We start from the raw sequence: 20,353 nt of genomic DNA on the forward strand, positions 1-20,353 counted from the left end.
ACACGGCTGCCTTTCTGAACGGCTGCACTGAACGGTGCTCGGCACCCTACAGGGGTCGGCGGCCACCGGCGGAGCCGGTCCGTCCGGACCGTCCACCAGGGCATATCCGATCGGGACGGGCTAGCCTGAAGCCCACCCGAGCGGGCAATTCGGAACAGCACAGCCCTACGAACCCCGCACGAAAAGGAAGCACGACCATGGCAGGCGCCGCCCCCCGGATCTTCGTCTCGCACCTCTCCGGCGTCCCCGTCTTCGACCCCAACGGCGACCAGGTGGGCCGCGTGCGCGACCTGGTCGTGATGCTGCGCGTCGGCCGCCGGCCTCCGCGCGTGCTCGGCCTCGTCGTCGAACTGCCCACCCGGCGCCGCATCTTCCTGCAGATGACCCGGGTCACCAGCATCGAGTCCGGCCAGGTCATCGCCACCGGAGTGCTCAACGTCCGCCGCTTCGAGCAACGCCCCACCGAACGGCTGGCCTTCGGGGAGCTCCTGGACCGCCGGGTCACCCTCGTCGAGACCGGCGAGGAGGTCACCGTCCTCGACGTGTCCGTGCAGCAGCTGCCGGCCCGCCGGGAGTGGGAGGTCGACCGCGTCTTCGTCCGCAAGGGCCGCAAGGGCGGCGCCTTCCGGCGGGCCAAGGGCGAGCAGCTGACCGTCGAGTGGTCCGCCGTCACCGGGTTCTCCCTGGAGGAGCACGGACAGGGCGCGGAGAGCCTCCTGGCCACCTTCGAGCAGCTGCGCCCGGCGGACCTGGCGAACGTCCTGCACCACCTCTCCGCCAAGCGGCGCGCCGAGGTCGCCGCCGCCCTCGACGACGACCGGCTGGCCGACGTCCTCGAGGAGCTCCCGGAGGACGACCAGATCGAGATCCTCGGCAAGCTGAAGGAGGAGCGGGCCGCCGACGTCCTGGAGGCCATGGACCCCGACGACGCGGCCGACCTGCTCTCCGAACTGCCGGAGGAGGACAAGGAGCGGCTGCTGAGCCTGATGCAGCCCTCCGACGCGGCCGACATGCGGCGCCTGATGTCGTACGAGGAGCACACCGCGGGCGGTCTGATGACCACCGAGCCGATCGTGCTGCGGCCGGACGCCACCGTCGCCGACGCGCTCGCCCGCGTCCGCAACCGGGACCTCTCCCCGGCCCTCGCCGCCCAGGTCTACGTCTGCCGCCCGCCGGACGAGACACCGACCGGCAAGTACCTGGGCACGGTCCACTTCCAGCGGCTGCTGCGCGACCCCCCGTACACCCTGGTCAGTTCGATCATCGACGACGACCTGCAGCCGCTCGACCCCGACGCGGCGCTGCCCGTCGTCGCCGGGTTCTTCGCGACGTACGACATGGTCGCGGCGCCCGTGGTGGACGAGGCCGGGTCGCTGCTCGGCGCGGTGACCGTGGACGACGTACTGGACCACATGCTGCCCGAGGACTGGCGGGAGACCGAGTTCCACCTGAACGAGGACGCCGAGGACGGGAAGACCGGCGGCGAGAACGCCGGCGACGAGGACACCAGGGGGGTGGCCGCTCATGACGCCTGAGCGTGAGAGCACCCGTGAGCGCACCCCGGCGGGCGCGACGGCGACCACCCGCACCCGGGTGCGCCTGGACCAGCCGCGCGCGCCGCGGCGGCGGCTGCTGCCCGAGTGGGACCCGGAGGCCTTCGGGCGGCTGTCGGAGCGCATCGCGCGCTTCCTCGGCACCGGACGGTTCATCGTCTGGATGACGGTCGTCATCATCCTGTGGGTGGCGTGGAACGTCTTCGCGCCGAAGGACCTGCGCTTCGACAACTACCCGTTCATCTTCCTGACCCTGATGCTGTCCCTGCAGGCCTCCTACGCGGCCCCGCTGATCCTGCTCGCGCAGAACCGGCAGGACGACCGGGACCGGGTCAACCTCGAACAGGACCGCAAGCAGAACGAGCGGTCCATCGCCGACACCGAGTACCTGACCCGGGAGGTCGCCGCCCTGCGCATCGGCCTCGGCGAGGTCGCCACCCGCGACTGGATCCGCTCCGAGCTGCAGGACCTGATGAAGGAGCTGGAGTACCGCAAGGACGGGCACCACGAACACGCCGTATTCCCGGCGGAACGGTCCCGGGGACGTGACGTAGACGACCGGTGACGGGCTTACCGGGGCCAGGCTACCGAGCCGTACCATCGTCCTTATGGCTAGCGAAGACGCGGTGCGCGAGGCACTGGCGACGGTGAACGACCCCGAGATCAACCGACCCATCACCGAGCTCGGGATGGTCAAATCGGTCGACATCGGCGCGGACGGGGCGGTCGCGGTGACCGTCTACCTGACGGTCTCCGGCTGCCCCATGCGCGAGACCATCACCCAGCGCGTGACCGAGGCGGTCTCCCGGGTCGAGGGGGTCACCCGCGTCGACGTCTCGCTCGACGTGATGAGCGACGAGCAGCGCAAGGAGCTGGCCAACGCCCTGCGCGGCGGCCAGGCCGAGCGGGAGATCCCCTTCGCCAAGCCCGGCTCGCTCACCCGGGTGTACGCGGTCGCGTCCGGCAAGGGCGGCGTCGGCAAGTCGTCCGTGACGGTGAACCTGGCGACGGCGATGGCCGCGGACGGCCTGAAGGTCGGTGTCGTCGACGCCGACATCTACGGCCACAGCGTGCCGCGCATGCTCGGCGCGGACGGCAGTCCCACCCAGGTCGAGAACATGATCATGCCGCCGTCGGCGAACGGCGTGAAGGTCATCTCCATCGGCATGTTCACCCCGGGCAACGCGCCGGTGGTGTGGCGCGGCCCGATGCTGCACCGGGCGCTGCAGCAGTTCCTCGCGGACGTGTACTGGGGCGACCTGGACGTCCTCCTCCTGGACCTGCCGCCCGGCACCGGTGACATCGCGATCTCGGTCGCCCAGCTGGTCCCGAACGCCGAGATCCTGGTCGTGACGACGCCTCAGCAGGCAGCGGCGGAGGTCGCCGAGCGGGCCGGCTCCATCGCCGTGCAGACCCACCAGAAGATCGTGGGCGTGGTCGAGAACATGTCCGGGCTGCCCTGCCCGCACTGCGGCGAGATGGTCGACGTCTTCGGCACGGGCGGCGGGCAGACGGTCGCGGACGGCCTCACCCGCACGACGGGCGCGACGGTCCCCGTCCTCGGCTCCATCCCGATCGACGTGCGCCTGCGCGAGGGCGGCGACGAGGGCAAGCCGGTGGTGCTGACCGACCCGGAGAGCCCGGCGGGCGCGGCCCTGCGGGGCATCGCGGGCAAGCTGGGCGGACGGCAGCGCGGCCTTTCGGGGCTGTCCCTGGGGATCACCCCGAAGAACAAGTTCTAGGCCGGTTCCAGGCCTTCGTACGACTGTGGGGCGCCGTCCGGTGGGACAGTGCCCCATTGTCGTCGCCCCATTGTCGTCGTCAGGCTGCCGTCGTCAGGCTGTCGTTGTCAGGCGTACTCGCCGATGTCCTTGATCATGGCGAAGCCGAGCCCGTAGGCGCTCATCCCTCTCCCGTACGCCCCCACGTGCACCCCTGCCTGCGTGGACCCCGCGAGCACCCAGCCGAACTCGGACTCGCGGTAGTGGAAGGGAGTGGGCACGCCGTCCACCGGCAGGGAGAGCGTCGACCACTCGGGGCCGGCGAGATCGTCGGCCAGCGCCCACGCCGTCTCCGTCTGCTGCTCCAGCCAGTCGTCCCGGAGGCTGTGGTCCATCTGCCCGGGCCAGGTGAACGACAGCAGCCCCACCCCGGCCAGCCACGCCGCCGAGGAGACCGAGGTGGCCTCCAGCAGCCCCGTGCCGTCGGCGCTCCTGCGGGAGGGGTTCGCCGCGACCGTCACCACGACCGCGAACTTCTCCCGCGGCTCACCGGTGGAGCCGATCTCGTTCTTCACCGAGGGCTCGTCGCCGTGCCCGACCGACCCGTGTTCGACGGCACCGTCGGCCGCCGTTCCGACCTGCATCAGCCAGCGCGGCCCCGTGAAGGCCTCGTCGAGGCCGTACCACGGGAAGGGCGCCTGCAGGTAGCCGTCGACCGTGCGCCGGGCGGAGGGGACCTGTTGTCCGCCCTCCGCGGCCGGCGCCTGCGCGACTGCCCGACTCGTCGTCTCCATTGCCCGGACGCCTCCTCGCTCTCGTCGGACCGGAGCGGCCCGCCCCCCTTCGGGCTGACTCGTCCGGTCCGCACAACAACTCGGCAGCATAGCCACCCCGCTCCGGGCAGCCGGGAAACCTACCGGCGCGTGGGTCGTATAGGGGGGCGGCTTCAGGCCGTGCGAGGGCGCGACGGAGTATGAAACGCGTCACGTACGACGGTTTCGGCGCTCCCGGCTGCCACGCGCCGTACGGCTCAGGTGGCGTCCGCGTCGAAGGGCGGCCGGTCGTCTTCCTCGGGCTTCTTCGTCATGTCGACGCGGCCGCCGGAAGACGAGGAGGACGAGGTGGCCGAGGCGGACGACGAGGAGGACGAGGACGGAGCGTCGGTGTCGTAGCTCTGGACCGCCTCGGTGACCTCGGCCATCTCCTTCTTCAGGTCGAAGCCGTTGCGGATCTCCTTCAGCCCCAGGTCATCGCTGTCCAGGTGCTTGCGGATGAAGGTCTTGGGGTTGAGGTCCTCGAACTCGAAGTCCTTGAACTCCGGGCCCAGTTCCTGCCGGATGTCCGCCTTGGCGCTCTCTGAGAACTCTCGGATCTTCCGGATCGTCCGCATGACGTCCTGGATGACCTTCGGGAGCTTGTCCGGACCGAAGACGAGCACGGCGAGCACAATGATCGTCAGCAGCTCGAGCGGTCCTATGTCATTGAACACCTGAAGCTCCTTGCGATGTCCTCGGTCCTCGGCCCTCGGCGGTCTGTGCGGGTCTTCCGTGGTCCGGGCCGGATCCACGGTACCCGGCGATCCCGTACGACCGGTACTGTCCCGAGGGTTCCGAGTGCGTCCGGGTGGTGGTTTTCCGGGATGTTTGCCTTGCGGGGCAGGAGTTTGGAACCCGTCTGTGAGCTTCCTGTCAGTTGCTGTCCGAGGTCAGTCGCTGTCCGGGGTCAGTTGCTGTCCGAGGACCCGAGCACCAGCGAGATCGTCCGCTCGCCGCCGCCCCGGCGCACGGTGAGCCGCAGGCGGTCGCCGGGGCGGTGGGCGCGCGTCCTGACGATCAGTTCCTCGCCGGAGTGCACGCGTACGCCGTCGACCGCGGTGATGACGTCGCCCGCCTTGATGCCGGCCTTGGCCCCGGGGCCGCCCGCGGTGACGGCGGGGCCTCCGTCGGCGGCCTTCTTGCCGACGCGGGCGCCGTCGCCGGTGTAGTTCATGTCGAGGGTGACGCCGATGACCGGGTGGGTGGCCCTGCCGGTGTTGATCAGTTCCTCGGCGACGCGCCTGGCCTGGTTGACGGGGATCGCGAAGCCGAGGCCGATGGAACCGGCCTGACCGCTTCCGGAGTCCGAGCCGTCGTCGGCGGACCGGATCGCGGAGTTGATGCCGATGACCCGGCCCCGGGAGTCGAGGAGGGGGCCGCCGGAATTGCCGGGGTTGATGGGCGCGTCCGTCTGCAGCGCGTCCACGTACGACACGTCGCTCCCGTCCGTGCTGTCGCCGCCGGCGGTGATCGGGCGCTCCTTGGCGCTGATGATGCCGGAGGTGACGGTGCCGGCCAGGTCGAAGGGGGCGCCGATGGCGACGACGGGGTCGCCGACCTGGACGTTGTCGGAGTTGCCGAGCGGCAGGGGCTTGAGCCCGCGCACTCCGGTCACCTTCACGACGGCGAGGTCGTAGCCGCTGTCCCGGCCCACGACGGTGGCCTTGGCGGTGTCGCCGCTGTTGAAGGTGACGGTTATCTTGCCGCTGGACCCGGCGGGCTCGACGACGTGGTTGTTGGTGAGGATGTGCCCGAGGTCGTCCAGGACGAAGCCGGTGCCGGTGCCGGACTCCTCGACGCCGGTGACGTGCAGGGTGACCACGCTGGGCAGGGCCCGCGCGGCGATGCCGGCCACACTGTCCGGCGCCCGCCCCGCAGGCTCCTTCCCGGCCTGCGGCAGCGTCACGGCCCCGATCCCCCCGTCCCGCTCCAAATATGCCCCAATGACCCCACCGACCCCACCGGAAACCAGCGCCAGCACGACCGCTCCCCCGACAAGCGCCCTACGCACCCGCCGACGCCGCGTGTCCTTGTCCTCAACACCGACACCGCGCTGCTGGAAGGGGGCGGGGGCCCAGGGGTCGTAGTTCTGCCAGGGGTTGGGGGTGGGGGCGGGGGTGGGCTCGAGTGAAGGGGTGGGGGTGGAGGCGGGGTCGGCTGGGGGTGGCGGGTTGAGGTCGGCCGGGGGCGCGAGGTGGGAGGCCGGCGTGTCCTGCGAGGGCGGTATCGCTGTGTCCTGCGTCGGTGTGACGGCAGGGTGTTGGACCGGGGGTGCTGGAGCCCAGGGGCCGGGTTCGCCGTAGGGCGGGGTGCCGTACGGGTCGGGGTCGTGGAGGGGGGCCGGGCGGGCGGCGAGTGTCGGGTCTGCCGCATCCGCCTGCGCCTCGGCCTCACCCGGCGCCTCCGGCTGCGGTCCGCCCGTCTCCCGCGGAGCCGCCGCCGTGTCGGTCGCTGTCCGGGGAGCGCTCAGTTCATAGTCGCCGTCGGCGGAGGCCGCTCGAGGCGCGTCGGCCGTACCCGCGGCGGGAGCGTCGACTGTCCCCACCTCCACCGGGCGCGGCAGCTCGAAGTCACCCTTGGCGAGCGCCGCAGCGTGATCACGGTCCTGGGCCGGCGGCGCCAGCCGGAAGTCGCCCTCGGCGTCCCCATGGCCTTCCGGCTCCGCCAGTGTCGGCGTCGGTTCCGTGTGGCCGGGGCCCGTCTCGCGAACCCCTCGGTGCCACCACTTCGGCCGTGTGGGCTTCCCCTCGTTCATGATCTCCCCACAGGTGACCGCGACGCAGTGCGCAGACGCGGTTCACCGTGGATTCAACCAGGTTCCCGGGCCGAGGCGCAGGGGCCGGTCAGCGAGTGGGGTCGGTGGGGGTCGCGTCGGGGAGAGGTGTGGCGAGGAGTGGCGTCGTGGCCTCCGGCTGCGCCGATCCTGAGGTCGGCGTCAGCGGGGAGGTCATGCTGAGCGGACGTATGAGCGGGGACATCACCGCGGCACCGGCCACGACGGGTGCCGTCAGCGTGTGCATGGTCTGGTCCGCCCCGGCAGGGCTGGGTACACCCGGCAGCAGCGGTGCGGACACCTGGGTCGGGGCCACCGGGGTGTCCCCGAGGGTGCGACCGCCCTGCCCCTGGCTGAGCAGGGGCCCCGTGCCACGGCGCCGCTGGTTCTCGGGCGCCGCGGCCCCCGTCCCCGGCGTACGCGCCGGCGTCACATTGCTGCCCGCGCCGGAGCCCCCACGGGCGTCCGCGGCCGTGTCCGTCACCGCGCCGGTCGTGACCCCGCCGAGCGCGATCGCGGCGAGCGAGACCGCCCCGGCGGCGACGAACGCGAACCGCTTCCCGCGCGAGGCGGAGCGGTCGGTCTCGGGCCGGCGGACGTCATGGATGCGGAAGCCGTGGTCGGAGGCCGGGAGGGCCGGGGTGGGGGCGGTGTGCGGCGCGGCGGGGCTGTAGTCGAAGGCGAAGCGCTCGGGGCGTTTCAGGCCGAAGACCCCGGGGAGGGCGGAGGCGCCGGGTCTTGGGGACAGGCCGGCGAATCCTCCCCCGCCGAACGGCGAGCCATCGCCGTCCGGATCACCTCCCCCGGGCAGCCCCTGGAGCCGCGCGAGGAAGCTCTCGGAGGGGGGCGGCGGGGCCGCCTCCGCGAAGACGCTCTTCAACTCCCGCTGCGCGTCGGCCTCCGCCTTGCACTTGGCGCAGGTCGCCAGGTGGGCGAGGACTCGCTCACGCGTCTCATGACCGAGTTCACCGTCCACCAGGGCGGAGAGTCGGTCTCCCAGATGCTGCTCGGCGAGGCGCCGTTCGACGGGGTCGGGTCGTGATCCACTCACGCGGTCGCGCCCCCTCCTCCCAGAGCGGCCACCCGGGGCACGAAGGAGCGGCGCTCGGAGGTCCGGGTCTGCGGCGCGCGGTGCGCGAGGGCCTTGCGCAGCTGGGAGCGGCCGCGGTGGATCCGGGAGCGGACCGTGCCGAGCTTGACGCCGAGGGTCGCGGCGATCTCCTCGTACGACAGTCCTTCGATGTCGCACAGGACGACCGCGGCGCGGAACTCGGGCGCGAGGGTGTCGAGGGCCTGCTGGACGTCCGCGTCGAAGTGGGCGTCGTTGAAGGCCTGCTGCGGGGTGGGTTCGCGGCTGGGCAGACGCTCGGCCGCGTCCTCGCCGAGGGCGTCGAAGCGGATGCGCTGCTTGCGGCGGACCATGTCGAGGAAGAGGTTGGTGGTGATGCGGTGCAGCCAGCCCTCGAAGGTGCCCGGCGTGTAGGTCGACAGGGAGCGGAAGACGCGGACGAAGACCTCCTGGGTGAGGTCCTCGGCGTCGTGCTGGTTACCGGTCAGGCGGTACGCCAGCCGGTAGACGCGGCCACTGTGCATGCTGACGATCTCCTCCCAGGTGGGCGGAGTCCACGCCTGCCCGTCCGCGTCGGTGGAGAAAGTCGCGGTCTGGGCGTGGCCAGCGGCGTGGCCGGGGTCAGCAGCGGTGTCGTTCACGGATTTCGGCCTGCCCGCTGATCCGAGGAAGCGCCGCAGCACTCCAGCCCGGTCCCCGTTGGGCGCGGCCGCACCTCCCCTGTCATCTCTGGTGGTGTCCAGTGGAGCCCCTACCATAGCCACCTCGCCCGTTAGGACCGGATAAGCGGTTTTACGAGAATTTGATCTGGGCTGTCGGGGCTCGTGCCGCCGCGTCCGCGGTTCCTCGAGCACCCGATCGTCGTCGTGATCCAACTGTGTCCCCCCGCCGTCGTCTCCACCCCTCTAAACGCCCGGTCCCATCTGCGGGTTCCCGGGCCCAACGGATACAGTCACGCCCAGGCAACCACGGGGACAGGAGAGGGTCATTACCGGCAACCGGCAGGCAAGCTGGGCGTTCGCCGACGCCTATGCCGCCGAGGACGAAGCGCTGCGCTGGGCCCGCGACCGGGCCCGTGAGGCGGGGCTGCGCTCGGTGTCGCCCGGCACGGGCTCCGCGCTGCGGTTGCTGGCGGCCTCCGTGGACGCGAAGGCGGTGGCCGAGATCGGCACCGGCACCGGCGTCTCCGGTATCCACCTCCTGCACGGGATGCGCCCGGACGGCGTCCTGACCACCGTCGACCCCGAACCGGAGCACCAGCAGTTCGCCCGTCAGGCCTTCCGCGCCTCCGGCTTCGCCAGCAACCGCGCCCGCTTCATCCCGGGCCGCGCCCTGGACGTGCTGCCCCGCCTCGCGGACGCCGGCTACGACCTGGTCTTCTGCGACGGCGACCGGCAGGAGGTCATGGACTACCTCGCTGAATCGTTGCGGCTGCTCCGTCCGGGGGGGCTGGTGGTCTTCGAGGGGGTCTTCGCGAACGGCCGCACGGTCGATTCGGGACCCCAGCCGACGGAGGTGCTGCGGCTGCGGGAGCTGCTGCGGGCGGTGCGGGAGAGCCAGGAGCTGCTGCCGTCGCTGCTGCCGGTGGGCGACGGGCTGCTGTGCGCCGTGAAGCGCTGACCGGCCACTGACGGTGACGCCGCCGGGGCGGTGACGAGGCCCACACAGAGCAACCCCGGCACCACTTGGATGCCGGGGTTGCCGAAAGGGTATGGTCGCTTCCGCGTCAGCCGACGACCTTCTTGAGGGCGTCGCCGAGCGCGTCGGCCTCGTCAGGGGTCAGCTCGACGACGAGCCGACCGCCGCCTTCGAGCGGAACGCGCATGACGATGCCCCGCCCCTCCTTGGTCACCTCGAGCGGGCCATCACCCGTTCGCGGCTTCATGGCCGCCATGCTCGTTCCCCTTCCTGAAACCAGCTCATCGTCAAAGCCGACGGCCCTGGAGGGCACGCGCGGTCCAGGCGTGGGACTTGGACACGCGACACCGGCATCGAACACATTGCTTCCAAGCCATTATCCCGCATCTCAGGACCCGATGACCAACATCAGTCGGCATCGCTTGGGCAACGCGCGCGAGCAAAACCACCCAATTCGGCGATGTGACTGCGATACTGCGCGGCCGCACGGACTTCCGCGCACCGGAAACCGACGGGAATTCTTTGACGCAGGTCACACGTCCGGTCCGGTGCGTGAGCGGCGATCTCCGTCATGCTGTCCTACGTAACGATGGCGTACTGACCGGTCGTACCAACGGAGGGGACAGACCATGGCCGACACCGTGCTCTACGAGGTGGCCGACGGGCTCGCGACGATCACCCTGAACCGGCCCGAGGCGATGAACGCGTTGAACATCGCGACGAAGGTCGCGCTGCGGGAGGCGGTCCAGGAGGCGGCGGGCGACGGGGCCGTACGGGCCGTGCTGCTGACGGCCGCCGGGGAGCGGGCGTTCTGTGTCGGGCAGGACCTCAAGGAGCACATCGGGCTGCTGGCGCAGGACCGGGAGACCGGATCCGGGCACACGATGAGCACGGTGCGTGAGCACTACAACCCGATCGTGCGGGCCCTGGCCGGGATGGCGAAGCCCGTCGTGGCCGGGGTGAACGGGGTCGCGGCGGGGGCGGGATTCGGGCTGGCGCTGGTAGCCGACTACCGGATCGTGGCCGACACCGCCGCCTTCAACACGTCGTTCGCCGGGGTCGCCCTGACCGCGGACTCGGGCATGTCCTGGACGCTGCCGCGGGTCGTGGGGCCGGGCCGGGCCGCCGACCTGCTGCTCTTCCCGCGCAGCATCAAGGCCCAGGAGGCGTACGAGCTGGGGATCGCCAACCGTCTCGTGCCGGCGGGAGAGCTGCACGCCGAGGCGGCGAAGGTGGCGCGGGCGCTGGCCGAGGGGCCGACGGTCGCCTACGCGGCCATCAGGGAGGCCATGGCGTACGGCCTGACGCACTCCCTCGACGAGACGCTGGACAAGGAGGACGAGCTGCAGACCCGGGCCGGGTCCTCCGAGGACCACATGATCGCGGTGCAGGCGTTCGTCAACAAGGAGAAGCCGAAGTACCTGGGCCGCTGAGGATCAGCCCTGTCTCGCGACACACGTCTGAAGATGGTCGTTGACCAGGCCGCACGCCTGCATCAGGGCGTACGCCGTGGTCGGTCCCACGAAACGCAGGCCTCTCTTCTTCAGCGCCTTGGACAGGGCCGTCGACTCCGGGGTGACCGGCGGGACGTCCGACAGGGTCTTCGGCACCGGTCCGGGCTCCGGAGCGTGGGACCAGATCAGGCCGTCCAGCTCGCCCGGCGCCCACTCCGCCAGCACCCGCGCGTTGGCGAGCGTCGCGTCGATCTTGGCCCTGTTGCGGATGATGCCCGGGTCGGTGAGGAGGCGGGCGCGGTCCGTCTCCGTGAAGGCGGCGACCTTCTCGATCCTGAAGTCGGCGAAGGCGGCCCGGAAGCCGGGCCGGCGGCGCAGGATGGTGATCCAGGACAGGCCGGACTGGAAGGCCTCCAGGCTGAGGCGTTCGTAGAGCGCGTCGTCGCCGTGGACCGGGCGGCCCCACTCCTCGTCGTGGTAGGCCACGTAGTCCTCGGTGGACAGGGCCCAGGGGCAGCGCAGCGCTCCGTCCGGGCCGGTGATGGCGGCGCCGTCGGTCACTGGTGGCCCTCCTGACCGTGCCCCGGCTTCTCCATGGAGACGTGGTGGGCCGCCGCCTGCGCGCCCGCCAGCGCGGACTCCAGGTCGGCGATCCGGGCGTCCCGCTCGGCGAGTTCGGCGGCGAGGCGGTTGAGGGCGTCGTCGACGTCCGCCATCCGGTAGCCGCGCGCGGCGAGCGGGAAGCGGAGCGCGTCGACGTCCGCGCGGTCGACCGGGCGGTCCGGCGGCAGGGGGTCCTGCAGCCGCTCGGGGGCCACCTCGGGCAGCGGTCCGTCGCCCTCCCCGCCGCCCACCACGGCCAGTGTCACCGCGGCGACCACGACGGCGAGAGCGACGACGAGGAACAAGAACATAACCATCGCTGTGGTCCCCATGCTCGATGTACGGAAGCTGGATGTGTCAGGGTCCGATCGTGCCATGCGACTCTGACAGTTAGGGTCACAGGCGGCCGAAAGGCCGGAACACCCAGGTCGTACTAGGAGAGGTCACAGCGGATGCTCAGGCTGGGCAGGCGGGAGTTCGAGGCGCACGAGCCGGTGGTCATGGCGATCGTGAACCGGACCCCGGACTCCTTCTACGACCAGGGGGCGACCTTCCGCGACGAGCCCGCCCTCGCGCGCGTGGAGCACGCGGTGGCGGAGGGGGCCGCGATCATCGACATCGGCGGTGTGAAGGCCGGGCCCGGTGACGAGGTGAGCGCCGCGGAGGAGGCCCGCCGGACCGTCGGGTTCGTGGCGGAGGTCCGTCGGCGCTTCCCGGACGTCGTGATCAGCGTGGACACCTGGCGGGCGGAGGTCGGCGAGGCCGTGTGCGAGGCGGGCGCCGATCTGCTGAACGACGCGTGGGGCGGGGTGGATCCCCGGCTCGCGGAGGTCGCCGCCCGGTACAAGGCGGGGCTGGTGTGCACGCACGCGGGGGGCGCGCAGCCGCGGACCCGTCCGCACCGGGTGTCGTACGACGACGTCATGGCCGACATCCTGCGGGTGACCCTGGGTCTTGCCGAGCGGGCCGTGGCGCTCGGGGTGCCCCGGGAGTCGGTGCTGATCGATCCCGGGCACGACTTCGGGAAGAACACGCGGCACAGCCTGGAGGCGACCCGGCGGCTGGGCGAGATGGTCGACACGGGCTGGCCGGTGCTGGTGTCGCTGTCCAACAAGGACTTCGTGGGCGAGACGCTGGACAAGCCGGTGAAGGAACGGGTGGTGGGGACGCTGGCGACCACCGCCGTCTCCGCCTGGCTGGGTGCACAGGTGTACCGGGTGCACGAGGTGGCGGAGACGCGTCAGGTGCTCGACATGGTGGCGTCGATCGCGGGTCACCGTCCCCCGGCGGTGGCCCGCCGGGGGCTGGCGTAGGGCGCCGGCCCCCGTCACGCGCGGACCGTCAGCGGCCCGCTTCCTTCGACACCAGGGCCACCGCTTCCTCGACCTCGTCCGTGACGTGGAAGAGCAGCAGGTCCCTCTCCGCCGCCTTGCCCTGGGCGACCAGGGTGTTCTTGAGCCAGTCGACCAGGCCGCCCCAGTACTCGGTGCCGAAGAGGACGATCGGGAACCGGGTGACCTTCTGGGTCTGGACGAGGGTGAGGGCCTCGAAGAGTTCGTCCAGGGTGCCGAGGCCGCCCGGGAGGACGACGAAACCCTGCGCGTACTTGACGAACATCATCTTCCGGACGAAGAAGTAGCGGAAGTTGAGGCCGATGTCGACGTAGGGGTTCAGGCCCTGCTCGAAGGGCAGCTCGATGCCGAGGCCGACCGAGATGCCGCCCGCCTCGCACGCGCCCTTGTTGGCCGCCTCCATGGCGCCGGGGCCGCCGCCCGTGATGACCGCCCACCCGGCGTCGACCAGCGCGCTGCCCAGCCGTACACCGGCCTCGTACTCCGGGGAGTCGACGGGGGTACGGGCCGAGCCGAAGACGCTGATCGCGGGCGGGAGTTCGGCGAGCGTGCCGAAGCCCTCGATGAACTCCGACTGGATGCGCAGCACGCGCCACGGGTCCGTGTGGACCCAGTCCGAGGGGCCGCCCGCGTCCAGCAGCCGCTGGTCGGTGGTGCTCGCCGTCACCTGTCCCCGCCGTCGGAGGACCGGTCCCAGGCGCTGCTCGTCCGGCGGCACCTTCTTGCCCTCGGGGTTCCCGGTAGCCATGTGCGCTCCCTCCGCTTGCAGGTGTCTCCACCTCAGCGTAGATCTACGCGGGTTACGGACGGGGGACCTCAGCGTGTCAGCCAGGCGCGCAGCCGCTCCTCACCCGCGAGGATCTTCGCCGTTTCGACCCGTTCGTCCCGCTTGTGCGCCAAGTGCGGGTTGCCGGGGCCGTAGTTGACCGCCGGGATGCCGAGGGCGGAGAAGCGGGAGACGTCGGTCCAGCCGTACTTGGGCTGGGGGGTGCCGCCGACCGCCTCGATGAAGGCCGCCGCGGCCGGGTGGGAGAGGCCGGGCAGCGCGCCGCCGCTGTGGTCGTCGACCACGAACTCCTCGACCCCGCAGTCCGCGAACACCTCGCGGACGTGGGCGATCGCCTCCTCCTCGCTGCGGTCCGGCGCGTACCGGAAGTTGACCGTGACCACGCACTCGTCGGGGATGACGTTGCCGGCCACCCCGCCGGAGATCCGCACCGCGTTCAGGCCCTCCCGGTACTCCAGGCCGTCGATCACCGGGTAGCGGGGTTCGTACGAGGCCAGCCGGGCCAGGATCGGGGCGGCCGCGTGGATGGCGTTGGAGCCCATCCAGCTGCGCGCGGAGTGGGCGCGTTCGCCCCTGGTCTTCAACAGCACGCGCAGGGTGCCCTGACAGCCGCCCTCGACCTGGCCGTCCGACGGCTCCAGCAGCACCGCGAAGTCGCCCTCCAGCCACTCGGGGCGGGCCTCGGAGACGTGCTTGAGCCCGTTGCGCTCGGCCTCGACCTCCTCGTTGTCGTAGAAGATGAAGGTCAGGTCCCTGTTGGGGGCCGGGACCGTGGCCGCGATGCGCAGTTGGACCGCCACCCCGGACTTCATGTCGCAGGTGCCGCAGCCCCACAGGACGCCGTCCTCGTCCAGCCGCGAGGGGACGTTGTCGGCGATCGGGACGGTGTCGATGTGCCCGGCGAGGACGACACGCTCCGGGCGGCCCAGGTTCGTCCGCGCGACCACGTTGTTGCCGTACCGGTCGACCGTCAGGTGCCCGAGCGTGCGCAGGGCGGCCTCGATCGCGTCGGCGAGGGGCTCCTCGGTGCCGCTCTCGGAGGGGAGGTCGACGAGCCGCGCGGTGAGCTCGGCCGCGTTCAGGGTGAGGTCAATCGAGGTGTCGGCCATGCCCAGACCCTAACCCGCCAGCGCCTTCGTCAGTTGTCCACACCCGCGGCGGGAGCCACAGCGGCCTCCGCTACCTTGTACGGCGTGCCAGAGCCGTCACACACCCTCAAACGCCGTGGCCGTCTCCTTCGCGTCGGGGCGGCCCTCGTGGTCCTGCTCGCCGTCGCGGGCTATCTCGTGGTGCAGTACGTCACCGGAGGGCACGGCCCCGGCTGCAAGGTGGTCTCGGGCAAGAACGACGGCGAGGCGTACGAGTTCACGCCCGAGCAGGCGGTGAACGCGGCGACGATCGCCGTCGTCGGCACCGACCGCGGGATGCCCGAGCGGGCCGTGACGATCGCGCTGGCGACCTCGCTGCAGGAGTCGGGGCTGCGCAACATCCAGCACGGCGACCGGGATTCCCTCGGCCTCTTCCAGCAGCGGCCCTCGCAGGGCTGGGGCAAGCCGCAGCAGATCCTGGACCCGACGTACGCGGCGGGCGTCTTCTACGAGCACCTGGCCAAGGTGCCCGACTACCAGAAGCTCCCGCTCACCGTGGCCGCGCAGCGCGTGCAGCGCAGCGGCTTCCCGGAGGCCTACGCCAAGCACGAGCCCGACGCCGCCCTGCTGGCCGCCGCCCTCACCGGGCACGCGCCGGCCACCCTGACCTGTCAGGGCCGCCCGGACACGACCACCGTGCGGGCCGCGGGCCCCGAGGCCGTACGGGCCGCTCTGGTACGGGACTTCGGACGGGACGTGCTGCAGCCGGCCGGGGCCGAGGTGAGCCGGAAGAAGCACGCCTCGACGCCCTCGCCGACGCCGACGCCGACGGCGGAGCCGGCGTCGGGCACGCGCACGGTGACGGTTCCGGTGGCCGCCGGCAAGAGCCCCGCGAAGGGGCGGACCGCCGGCCAGCGCGGGTGGCAGGTGGCGCACTGGGCCGTGGCCAACGCGACCGCGCTGCACATCGAGCGGGTCTCGTTCGGCGGGCGGGAGTGGACCGCCGGGAACACCGACAGCCGCTGGCGCGCGGCCGGTTCGCAGGAGACCGGCGGAGTCGCCAAGGCCGCGGTGCGGATCGTGACCGGGCAGTAGTACGGGTCTTCCCTCGCGCGGGCTACTCGGACGGTGTGGGTCCCCTGGGGTGCGCAGGTTTTCGTGCCGTCACTCCCGGATCGGTCACAACCCTTGGGAGCACAGGGGTGTAAGGGTTCGGCAGACTTTCAGACCGGGTGCCGTTTGCCCGCTTTTGTGCGCAGCTGATTATGCGACGCATTGCCAACTCTTTACGTTGGGTCTCCGCAACCTTCGCGGGTCTCGAGCGGTAGTCACTGCGTCCGAGCCCGGACGATCAACCACCCAGTCGATCAACAGGAGCATCATGTCCCTCCCTCTGACCCGCCGGATCGCCCGTGCCGCGCTGCTCACCGCAGCGGGAGTGGCTGCCGGGGTCGGTGCGGCCGGCTCCGCGAGCGCGGCCACCGAACTGCCCGCGACGCCCGACCTCGGCGGGCTGACCGCCCTGGACGGGGCGCACGTCGGCAACACCGTCGACGCCGCGGCGCAGAACGTCACCAAGGTCGCGGGCAACGCCGGTGGCAAGACGGTGGAGAAGGCGCTGCCGGCCGCCGGGAAGACCAGCGGCCAGGTCCTGAAGAAGGCGACGCCCGTGGCGCAGAAGACCGCGGGGAACGCTGCCGGGGCGGCCGGCGGGGTTCTCGGTGACACCGCGAGGACGGCGACGAAGGGTGGGCTGCCGACGGACTCGCTGGCCAAGGGTGGCCTGCCGACGGGCCAGACCCTGCCGGTGAAGGGTCTGCCGGTCGGCTGACGCGGCGTTCCTCGGTGAAGGGGCTCGGGACGTTCCTGGGCCCCTTCTCGCTGTGCGTCGGCTGCGGGCCGGTCGCGCAGTTCCCCGCGCCCTTTACGGGGCGCCGCGCTTCAGGTCAGGCGTTCGGTCGCCGCCCTGATGCGTTCGTCCGTCGCCGTCAGTGCCACGCGTACGAACCTCTCGCCCGTCGGGCCGTAGAAGTCGCCCGGGGCCACCAGGATGCCCAGGTCGGCCAGGTGGGAGACCGTCTGCCAGCAGGACTCGTCCCGGGTCGCCCAGAGGTAGAGGCTGGCCTCGCTGTGCTCGATGCGGAAGCCGTGGTTCACGAGGGCCTCGCGCAGCGCCTCGCGGCGGGCCGCGTAACGCTCCCGCTGCTCGTGGACGTGGGTGTCGTCGGCCAGGGCCGCCACCACCGCCGCCTGCGTGGGCGCCGACGTGATCATGCCGCCGTGCTTGCGGATCTCCAGCAGGGGCGCGAGGACCGCCGGGTCGCCGGCCAGGAAGGCGGCGCGGTAGCCCGCCAGGTTGGAGCGCTTGGAGAGCGAGTGCACGGCGACGATGCCCTCGTACGAGCCGCCGTTCACCTCGGGGTGCAGGACCGAGACCGGGTCCGCCTCCCAGCCCAGCTCGAAGTAGCACTCGTCGGAGAAGACCAGGACGCCGTGCTCGCGGGCCCAGGCGACGATGCGCGTCAGTTCGGCCTGCGAGAGGACCTTGCCGGTGGGGTTGGACGGCGAGTTGAGCCAGAGCAGCCTCAGGCCCTCGGGGTCCAGCTCCGTGGGGTCGTCGTACGCCTCGTACTCCGCGCGGGCCAGCCGGGCGCCCACCTCGTAGGTGGGGTAGGCCAGGCGCGGGAAGGCGACCCGGTCGCCGGGGCCGAGGCCCAGCTGGGTCGGGAGCCAGGCGACGAGCTCCTTGGAGCCGACGATCGGCAGGACGTGGCGGTGGGTGACCTCGCGGGCGCCCAGCCGGCGCTCCAGCCACCCGGTGATCGCGTCACGCAGCGCCGGGGTGCCCCAGACCGTCGGGTAGCCCGGGGAGTCCGCCGCGTCGATCAGGGCCTTCTGGACCAGGTCGGGGACCGGGTCGACCGGCGTGCCGACGGAGAGGTCGACGATGCCGTCCGGATGCGCGGCGGCCTTCTTCTTGTAGGGCTCCAGCTTGTCCCAGGGGAAGGTGGGCAGGCGGTTGGAGACTGCGGACACGGTCTGACGCTCACTTTCGGGTCGTACGCGAACGCCTCGGTCCCGTGCGGCGATCAGGGGTGATCAGGCCGTACGGGACCGAGGCGGCGGAGAACGCTGCGGGCTCGCCGCCCTGTCAGGCCTGCGGCGGAAGCGCGGCGATGAAGGGGTGGTCCCGCTCGATCAGACCCAGCTTGCTCGCGCCGCCCGGGGAGCCGAGCTCGTCGAAGAACTCGACGTTCGCCTTGTAGTAGTCCTTCCACTCCTCCGGAGTGTCGTCCTCGTAGAAGATCGCCTCGACCGGGCAGACCGGCTCACAGGCACCGCAGTCGACGCATTCGTCCGGGTGGATGTACAAGGACCGCTGGCCCTCGTAGATGCAGTCGACCGGGCACTCCTCGATGCACGCCTTGTCCTTGACGTCGACACAAGGCTGCGCAATGACGTAGGTCACGCTGTCGTTCCTCCTCGATAGGGCGCTGGCGGGCCTCCTCAGGCTCCGCCGCCTGGCGCGCGGGAGCGCGGCGTCGTCGATGCCCGCCCCTAGTATCTCCGTTCCTGGGCATGATCCGAACAGGAGGGGTGAACTGACCTGTGGAAATCTCTGCGTCCGGCCGACTCGAGGTCCGTATCACCCCTGCTGACGTGGGTAAACGAGTCTCCGTACGACGCCTGGGCGATCCTGGAGCGGCGCACGAGAAGTTCACCGACACGGTGGGTGTTCTCACATCATGGGACGACGGTGTGCTGCTGATCACACGGAAGAGCGGCGAAAGCGTCCGCATCCCGGAATCCGCGCTGGTCGCGGGGAAGGTGGTCCCCGCCGCGCCGGCCCGCCGCCGGGGGCCCGCCGCCTCGTTCGAGGAGCTCGCGCACGTCGCCTCGCGCGCGTGGCGGCCGGTGGAGAGCGAGCGGCTCGGCGAGTGGGAGCTGCGGGCCGCGGGCGGCTTCACCCGGCGGGCCAACTCGGTGCTGGCGCTCGGCGACCCCGGGATGCCGCTCGACGAGGCCCTGGACGTCGTACGACGCTGGTACGGCGCCCGCGGGCTGCCGGCGTACGTCCAGGCCGCCACCGGGGCCGAGGGGACGCAGGAGCTGCTCTGTGCGGAGCTGGAGCGGCGGGGGTGGGTGCGTGAGGTGACGGCCGAGGTGTGGGTCGGGGCGCTGGCGCCGGTCGCGGACCGGGCCGAGGGGGCCGGGGTGGTGCTGTCCCGGGCGGCCGACGAGGCGTGGCTCGCGCGCTACCAGCGCAAGGGGGTGAGCGAGGTGGCGTTGAAGGTGCTCGGGGGAGGGCCCTCGGTGTGGTTCGCGACCGTCCCGGGGGCGGAGGCACCGGCCGCGATCGGGCGGTGCGTCGTGGACGGGCGGTGGGCCTCCTTCGCGGCCGTCGAGGTGGACCCGGAGATGCGGCGGCGGGGGCTGGCGACGACCGTGATGGCCGCCCTGGCCCGGCGGGCGCTGGACGAGGGCGCCTCGGCCGCGTGGCTGCAGGTCGAGACGGACAACGCGGCGGCGCGCGCGCTCTACGCCGGGCTGGGTTTCGCCGCGCACCACGCGTACCACCACTACCGGGAGCCGGAGTCTTCCGGCGGCGGCCGGTAACCGATCGCCGTGAGAGGGCACGAGCCAGCTATGCGTTCCCCGAATCCCCCCTCCCCCGAACGCTCCGCCGAGCTGCGGCGGCGCTTCGCCGAGGAGGCGCGCTCCGAGCGGCCCGACCTGTCGACGCTGTGCCTGCTGGTAGGCGCGGAGGCGGACGGGGCGCTGGACGAGGCCGGCATCGACGCGGCGCAGATGGAGCTGGACCGGCTCGCCGGGCAGGTGCCGTTCCGTCCGGGCGGCCCGGCGTCCTGGGCCACCGCGCTGCACCATCTGCTGGGCGCCCGGGAGGGCTTCCACGGCTCCCCCGCCGACTACCAGCGGCTGGAGTCGTCCCTGCTGCACGAGGTGCTGCGGCGGCGGCGCGGGCTGCCGATCCTGCTGTCGGTGGTGTGGATGGAGGTCGCGCGGCGGGCCGGGGCGCCGGTGTACGGGGTCGCGCTGCCCGGGCACTTCGTCGTCGGGTTCGGTCCGCAGGAGCAGCAGGTGCTCGCGGATCCGTTCGACGGGGGGCGGGTGCTCGGCGGGGGCGACGCGGAGCTGCTGGTCGCCGGGGCCACGGGGGCCGCCCTGCATCCGTCGATGCTGACGCCGGCCGACCCGCTGGACGTCGTGCTGCGGATCCTGAACAACGTCCGCGCGTGGGCCGCCGCCCGGCCCGAGCGGTCGGATGTGGCGCTGTGGGCGGTGGAGCTGTCCCTGCTGCTGCCCTCGCATCCGGCGCGGCTGCGCTACGAGCACGCCCAACTGCTCGTCCAGCGCGGCGACTTCCGCACCGGCGCCACCGAACTGGAGGCCTACGCCGAGGTGGTCGCGGCGGTGGACGAACCGGCCGCCGAGCGGGTCCGCCAACAGGCCCGCACCGCGCGGGCGATGCTCAACTGAG

The 20,353-nt window shown here is 72.0% G+C and carries 22 protein-coding genes; 10 read left to right on the forward strand and 12 right to left on the reverse strand.

The genetic code is table 11. The annotated features are described in order from the left end of the window. Positions 1 to 197 precede the first annotated feature (197 nt). The 3 genes from MKW14_RS13410 to MKW14_RS13420 are packed head-to-tail and all read left to right on the forward strand — an operon-like array spanning position 198 to position 3,295. Positions 198 to 1,535, forward strand: a complete 1,338-nt coding sequence (locus MKW14_RS13410) for a magnesium transporter MgtE N-terminal domain-containing protein (RefSeq protein WP_240862503.1) — start codon at positions 198 to 200, stop codon at positions 1,533 to 1,535. Beyond that, positions 1,525 to 2,118 (forward strand): DUF1003 domain-containing protein, encoded by a 594-nt coding sequence (locus MKW14_RS13415; RefSeq protein WP_240862505.1) that lies wholly within the window; start codon positions 1,525 to 1,527, stop codon positions 2,116 to 2,118. The genes MKW14_RS13410 and MKW14_RS13415 overlap by 11 nt, the downstream gene beginning before the upstream one ends. 43 nt (positions 2,119 to 2,161) lie before the next feature. Beyond that, positions 2,162 to 3,295: an Mrp/NBP35 family ATP-binding protein gene (locus tag MKW14_RS13420; protein WP_240862507.1), complete on the forward strand. Its 1,134-nt coding sequence runs from the start codon at positions 2,162 to 2,164 to the stop codon at positions 3,293 to 3,295. Positions 3,296 to 3,402: 107 nt separating this feature from the next. Here the strand turns inward: MKW14_RS13420 and MKW14_RS13425 are convergent, their stop codons facing one another. The 5 genes from MKW14_RS13425 to sigE all read right to left on the reverse strand — a co-directional run bounded on the left by MKW14_RS13425 (position 3,403) and on the right by sigE (position 8,614). Further along, complete coding sequence (locus MKW14_RS13425) at positions 3,403 to 4,068, reverse strand: hypothetical protein (protein WP_240862508.1); 666 nt, start codon at positions 4,066 to 4,068, stop codon at positions 3,403 to 3,405. Positions 4,069 to 4,304: 236 nt separating this feature from the next. Next, positions 4,305 to 4,763, reverse strand: coding sequence for a sec-independent translocase (locus MKW14_RS13430; RefSeq protein WP_240862510.1), 459 nt, complete (start codon positions 4,761 to 4,763; stop codon positions 4,305 to 4,307). A gap of 233 nt (positions 4,764 to 4,996) precedes the next feature. Next, positions 4,997 to 6,844, reverse strand: coding sequence for a trypsin-like peptidase domain-containing protein (locus MKW14_RS13435; RefSeq protein WP_240862512.1), 1,848 nt, complete (start codon positions 6,842 to 6,844; stop codon positions 4,997 to 4,999). An 88-nt stretch (positions 6,845 to 6,932) separates the two neighbouring features. Continuing rightward, positions 6,933 to 7,913, reverse strand: coding sequence for an anti-sigma factor family protein (locus MKW14_RS13440; protein WP_240862514.1), 981 nt, complete (start codon positions 7,911 to 7,913; stop codon positions 6,933 to 6,935). Further along, positions 7,910 to 8,614 carry an RNA polymerase sigma factor SigE gene (sigE, locus tag MKW14_RS13445; RefSeq protein ID WP_240862515.1) on the reverse strand — a complete coding sequence of 235 codons (705 nt, stop codon included), beginning with the start codon at positions 8,612 to 8,614 and terminating at the stop codon, positions 7,910 to 7,912. The genes MKW14_RS13440 and sigE overlap by 4 nt, the downstream gene beginning before the upstream one ends. Before the next feature lie 238 nt (positions 8,615 to 8,852). Between sigE and MKW14_RS13450 the strand changes: the two genes are divergently transcribed. Further along, positions 8,853 to 9,551 (forward strand): O-methyltransferase, encoded by a 699-nt coding sequence (locus MKW14_RS13450; protein WP_133044473.1) that lies wholly within the window; start codon positions 8,853 to 8,855, stop codon positions 9,549 to 9,551. A gap of 106 nt (positions 9,552 to 9,657) precedes the next feature. On the opposite strand, the gene MKW14_RS13455 is transcribed toward MKW14_RS13450, so the two are convergent. Further along, complete coding sequence (locus tag MKW14_RS13455) at positions 9,658 to 9,825, reverse strand: DUF3117 domain-containing protein (RefSeq protein WP_003966491.1); 168 nt, start codon at positions 9,823 to 9,825, stop codon at positions 9,658 to 9,660. Positions 9,826 to 10,198: 373 nt separating this feature from the next. On the opposite strand from MKW14_RS13455, the gene chcB reads away from it, so the two are divergent. After that, on the forward strand, positions 10,199 to 11,002 hold the full coding sequence (gene chcB, locus MKW14_RS13460; RefSeq protein ID WP_240862518.1) for a 2-cyclohexenylcarbonyl CoA isomerase: 804 nt from the start codon (positions 10,199 to 10,201) through the stop codon (positions 11,000 to 11,002). A gap of 3 nt (positions 11,003 to 11,005) precedes the next feature. Here the strand turns inward: chcB and MKW14_RS13465 are convergent, their stop codons facing one another. Continuing rightward, positions 11,006 to 11,584 (reverse strand): DNA-3-methyladenine glycosylase I, encoded by a 579-nt coding sequence (locus MKW14_RS13465; RefSeq protein WP_308314598.1) that lies wholly within the window; start codon positions 11,582 to 11,584, stop codon positions 11,006 to 11,008. Then, positions 11,581 to 11,937 carry a DivIVA domain-containing protein gene (locus MKW14_RS13470; protein ID WP_240862856.1) on the reverse strand — a complete coding sequence of 119 codons (357 nt, stop codon included), beginning with the start codon at positions 11,935 to 11,937 and terminating at the stop codon, positions 11,581 to 11,583. Before MKW14_RS13470 ends, MKW14_RS13465 begins: the two co-directional genes overlap by 4 nt. 141 nt (positions 11,938 to 12,078) lie before the next feature. Here MKW14_RS13470 and folP point away from each other — a divergent pair, with 141 nt between their 5' ends. Next, positions 12,079 to 12,939: a dihydropteroate synthase gene (gene folP, locus MKW14_RS13475; protein ID WP_240862520.1), complete on the forward strand. Its 861-nt coding sequence runs from the start codon at positions 12,079 to 12,081 to the stop codon at positions 12,937 to 12,939. Positions 12,940 to 12,967: 28 nt separating this feature from the next. Here folP and MKW14_RS13480 read toward each other — a convergent pair whose 3' ends face one another. Next, positions 12,968 to 13,726, reverse strand: coding sequence for an LOG family protein (locus tag MKW14_RS13480; protein WP_240862523.1), 759 nt, complete (start codon positions 13,724 to 13,726; stop codon positions 12,968 to 12,970). A 68-nt stretch (positions 13,727 to 13,794) separates the two neighbouring features. After that, entirely contained in the window at positions 13,795 to 14,874 is a 1,080-nt protein-coding gene (dapE, locus tag MKW14_RS13485; RefSeq protein ID WP_240862526.1) for a succinyl-diaminopimelate desuccinylase, read from the reverse strand. An 84-nt stretch (positions 14,875 to 14,958) separates the two neighbouring features. On the opposite strand from dapE, the gene MKW14_RS13490 reads away from it, so the two are divergent. Beyond that, positions 14,959 to 15,948, forward strand: coding sequence for a heavy metal transporter (locus tag MKW14_RS13490; RefSeq protein WP_240862527.1), 990 nt, complete (start codon positions 14,959 to 14,961; stop codon positions 15,946 to 15,948). Between the two features lie 286 nt (positions 15,949 to 16,234). After that, complete coding sequence (locus MKW14_RS13495) at positions 16,235 to 16,684, forward strand: ATP-binding protein (RefSeq protein WP_240862529.1); 450 nt, start codon at positions 16,235 to 16,237, stop codon at positions 16,682 to 16,684. A gap of 110 nt (positions 16,685 to 16,794) precedes the next feature. Here the strand turns inward: MKW14_RS13495 and MKW14_RS13500 are convergent, their stop codons facing one another. Both MKW14_RS13500 and fdxA read right to left on the reverse strand, forming a co-directional pair. Continuing rightward, positions 16,795 to 17,889 carry a bifunctional succinyldiaminopimelate transaminase/glutamate-prephenate aminotransferase gene (locus MKW14_RS13500; protein ID WP_240862531.1) on the reverse strand — a complete coding sequence of 365 codons (1,095 nt, stop codon included), beginning with the start codon at positions 17,887 to 17,889 and terminating at the stop codon, positions 16,795 to 16,797. 115 nt (positions 17,890 to 18,004) lie between these two features. Beyond that, positions 18,005 to 18,322 carry a ferredoxin gene (gene fdxA / locus MKW14_RS13505; RefSeq protein WP_004926152.1) on the reverse strand — a complete coding sequence of 106 codons (318 nt, stop codon included), beginning with the start codon at positions 18,320 to 18,322 and terminating at the stop codon, positions 18,005 to 18,007. A 140-nt stretch (positions 18,323 to 18,462) separates the two neighbouring features. Between fdxA and MKW14_RS13510 the strand changes: the two genes are divergently transcribed. Both MKW14_RS13510 and MKW14_RS13515 read left to right on the forward strand, forming a co-directional pair. After that, a complete protein-coding gene (locus MKW14_RS13510; RefSeq protein WP_240862533.1) occupies positions 18,463 to 19,470 on the forward strand; it encodes a GNAT family N-acetyltransferase in 1,008 nt (335 codons plus the stop codon). Positions 19,471 to 19,500: 30 nt separating this feature from the next. After that, positions 19,501 to 20,352 carry a transglutaminase family protein gene (locus MKW14_RS13515; protein WP_240862535.1) on the forward strand — a complete coding sequence of 284 codons (852 nt, stop codon included), beginning with the start codon at positions 19,501 to 19,503 and terminating at the stop codon, positions 20,350 to 20,352. The last annotated feature ends 1 nt before the right edge of the window (position 20,353 follow it).

Source organism: Streptomyces gilvus, assembly GCF_022513565.1.
Classification (GTDB): Bacteria; Actinomycetota; Actinomycetes; order Streptomycetales; family Streptomycetaceae; genus Streptomyces; species Streptomyces gilvus.

Coding starts and splice junctions, on each gene's coding strand:
- MKW14_RS13410 (WP_240862503.1), top strand. CDS start 198: ATGGCAGGCGCCGCCCCCCGGATCTTCGTCTCGCACCTCTCCGGCGTC.
- MKW14_RS13415 (WP_240862505.1), top strand. CDS start 1,525: ATGACGCCTGAGCGTGAGAGCACCCGTGAGCGCACCCCGGCGGGCGCG.
- MKW14_RS13420 (WP_240862507.1), top strand. CDS start 2,162: ATGGCTAGCGAAGACGCGGTGCGCGAGGCACTGGCGACGGTGAACGAC.
- MKW14_RS13425 (WP_240862508.1), bottom strand. CDS start 4,068: ATGGAGACGACGAGTCGGGCAGTCGCGCAGGCGCCGGCCGCGGAGGGC.
- MKW14_RS13435 (WP_240862512.1), bottom strand. CDS start 6,844: ATGAACGAGGGGAAGCCCACACGGCCGAAGTGGTGGCACCGAGGGGTT.
- MKW14_RS13455 (WP_003966491.1), bottom strand. CDS start 9,825: ATGGCGGCCATGAAGCCGCGAACGGGTGATGGCCCGCTCGAGGTGACC.
- chcB (WP_240862518.1), top strand. CDS start 10,199: ATGGCCGACACCGTGCTCTACGAGGTGGCCGACGGGCTCGCGACGATC.
- MKW14_RS13470 (WP_240862856.1), bottom strand. CDS start 11,937: ATGTTCTTGTTCCTCGTCGTCGCTCTCGCCGTCGTGGTCGCCGCGGTG.
- folP (WP_240862520.1), top strand. CDS start 12,079: ATGCTCAGGCTGGGCAGGCGGGAGTTCGAGGCGCACGAGCCGGTGGTC.
- MKW14_RS13480 (WP_240862523.1), bottom strand. CDS start 13,726: ATGGCTACCGGGAACCCCGAGGGCAAGAAGGTGCCGCCGGACGAGCAG.
- dapE (WP_240862526.1), bottom strand. CDS start 14,874: ATGGCCGACACCTCGATTGACCTCACCCTGAACGCGGCCGAGCTCACC.
- MKW14_RS13495 (WP_240862529.1), top strand. CDS start 16,235: ATGTCCCTCCCTCTGACCCGCCGGATCGCCCGTGCCGCGCTGCTCACC.
- MKW14_RS13515 (WP_240862535.1), top strand. CDS start 19,501: ATGCGTTCCCCGAATCCCCCCTCCCCCGAACGCTCCGCCGAGCTGCGG.